Origin of the sequence: Flavonifractor sp. An100 (genome assembly GCF_002161175.1) — a bacterium.
Taxonomy (GTDB): domain Bacteria; phylum Bacillota; class Clostridia; order Oscillospirales; family Oscillospiraceae; genus Lawsonibacter.
This window is the reverse complement of the sequence record NZ_NFMA01000051.1, coordinates 1-2,381: the sequence shown is the minus strand read 5'-3', so window position 1 is coordinate 2,381 and position 2,381 is coordinate 1. Positions and strand designations below refer to the sequence as shown.

The following is a 2,381-nucleotide window of genomic DNA, read 5'->3' as shown; positions in this document are numbered from 1 at the left end:
TGTTGGCGCCGGGAGATCACGACCATATTTTGTCGGGAGTATTTAACCAATTTTTGTCGGCGAACCCCAGAGCCAGTAGAATAAACAAAAAGAGTGCCAACAACCCAGCACTCATAGATTAGTTATTCTTTCGTTACTGCCGGCTCAACTGTAGGTACCCTGCCAGTTTGCAGTGAGACGGTTTCCAGTTTCTTTCCGCGGAAACTTTCACCACGCAGCTTAAATACAGTAGCATCGTCAAAGATGCGGTCCAGCGTGCACAGCAAGGTAGAGTCTTCCTCGAAATCCTCACGCCAGAGAGCTGGATTCTTGTTGCTGGTGAAGATCATATTGAAACTGCCTTCTTTGTTGTAGCGCCGGTCAATCAGATCAAAGAACAGCCTGGTATTCTCCTTGTCAAAGGCACAGTGGCCAATCTCGTCAATAATCAGGCAAGAGGGGCGCACAAGGCCGTTGAGGCAGGAATCGGTCTTTCCAGAACGTCTGGCTGCCGTGAATCTGTCCCGGAGTTCGGATGCCTTAATGAAATAGGTTTTCAACCCATGCTGGCAGCAGGCGTATCCGAAAGCCTGAGCCAAATGCGTTTTGCCTGTGCCTGCCGGGCCAATAAAGGCCAGGTTGCGGTGAGAGTAGATAGCGTTCAAGGAGGACAAAACCTTCAGGCGTTCCACATCTTTCCCTTTGAGCAGCGAAAAGTCAAAATTCTCAAAGGTCTTGGGTGCTTTTGTAGGAAGACGACTCATCTTCAATAAGGTCTGAATGGTGGTCTGCTGTTTCTTTTCGCTGAGATAGCCGAGCAGCATCTGTACAGCCTCCATTCCCGCTTCCGAGAATTCCCGGTCTTCTGCGAACAGCGCGAATTCCTCAGCGGAAAGATCCAGCTTCAAAACAGAAGCAGCGGACGCCACCTGCTCAAAGATTGTTTCCTTCATACCTGGTCCTCCTTGTCAAAATCGAATTTGGCAAAGGAGAGATCCTGAGAGGGTTTTGGTAACTGAAAAATCTGCGTTTGTACAGGCGCTGTGGGAAATTCTTCTGGCTGTGCCAAGGATTCGTACTGTCCTTCACAGAAACTGTCGGTGCGGCTCCAGGTAACGGTATGTGTAGCCAGCAGTACCTTCAGATCAGCAGAATAGATGCGCAATAAATCACCGCTGCGCTCTACTCTCGCTGTTGCGCCAGGATAGCTGTAGGGTACACCGAAACGCCTGCCCTCGTAATTTACAAAGCCGTCAAAGGAGATCTTTCTTTCTGGACAGAGATAGAATCGGACGGCATCCTCCGGCACCATACGCAGCTGTTCTCCGCATACAGTTTCGTGAATCTTTTGAGGCGCACCATCCACAGTACGGCGGTATGTTCCGTTCTGTTTGTTGCACCATTCCAGCGCCTGCCAATTCAGATCTGTAAGATCGCAGAATACTCGGTCAGTCAGGAAATTGTCTTTCACAAAGCGAACCAACCGCTCCACCTTGCCCTTGGTAAAGGGATGCCGTGGCTTGCAAAGTTTTGTCTCGAAGGCCAGGGCTTGCATAAAGGTTTCATAGTCTTTCTGCCAGACTGGATGTCCCTCCAGATCCCGGTGCAGCACGACACTCTTCATATTGTCGGTTAACACAAATCTCGGAACCCCCATGTACTGGAAAGCATGGATCATCCCAATAAACAGGTTTTCTTGCCGGGCATTGGGGAAGAACTCAATATACCGCTGGCCGCAGTGGTGGCAGATCATGGCAAAGCAGGCAACTCGGTAGGTCTGCCCATTATAATCCAGAACATCAGTGAATCCCCAGTCCATCTGGTAGGCTTCACCGGGCTTTGTGACGTACCGGCGGCCACGATTTCCCTGCGGCGCAACCAACTGGCGTCTGGCCGGAATCAGGTGTTTGTGCGCGGCAATATACTCTTTTACAATGGTCGCCCCTCCTTCAAAACCAGCCTGTTTCAAACGCTCCAATACGACAGAGGAATTCTTAACGCCTTGGCGCAGCAAGCTGTCCAACAGGCCAGTATAACCGCTGAGTTTTGTGACCTTATGTCTACTGCCTTTGGTGCTGCGAGGCAAGTCTTGAAAGCCGTTTCTCTTGAGTCTGCGCAGTCTGCTACGAGATACGCCGGTTCGTCGTTCTAACTCCGCTAAGTTGATGCGTTCCAAAGAAAAGGAGTCTCCCTGTTCTGCCTTCATTTCTTCTATGGCTTGTGCTATACTTGGTGCAAAGCCATTACCATTTTGCTCTTTCATCGCTTTTCCTTTCCGCTGGGTTGTTGGCACTTTCCAGTGTACAGGATTTAAAAGAGCATCGGTAGTGGCTTTATCTTTTCCGACTAGGTGTGGCTGCGAACTCCCGACACTTGAAGGTTAGTTTCGCCCGACCCGAATA

2 protein-coding genes are annotated in these 2,381 nt (G+C 50.1%); both read right to left on the bottom strand.

All coding sequences use genetic code 11. The features are described from left to right. Window positions 1-122: 122 nt before the first annotated feature. Entirely contained in the window at window positions 123-932 is an 810-nt protein-coding gene (locus tag B5E43_RS14685; RefSeq protein WP_087397910.1) for an ATP-binding protein, read from the bottom strand. Continuing rightward, window positions 929-2,242: an IS21 family transposase gene (istA, locus tag B5E43_RS14680; protein WP_087397908.1), complete on the bottom strand. Its 1,314-nt coding sequence runs from the start codon at window positions 2,240-2,242 to the stop codon at window positions 929-931. Before istA ends, B5E43_RS14685 begins: the two co-directional genes overlap by 4 nt. Between the last annotated feature and the right edge of the window lie 139 nt (window positions 2,243-2,381).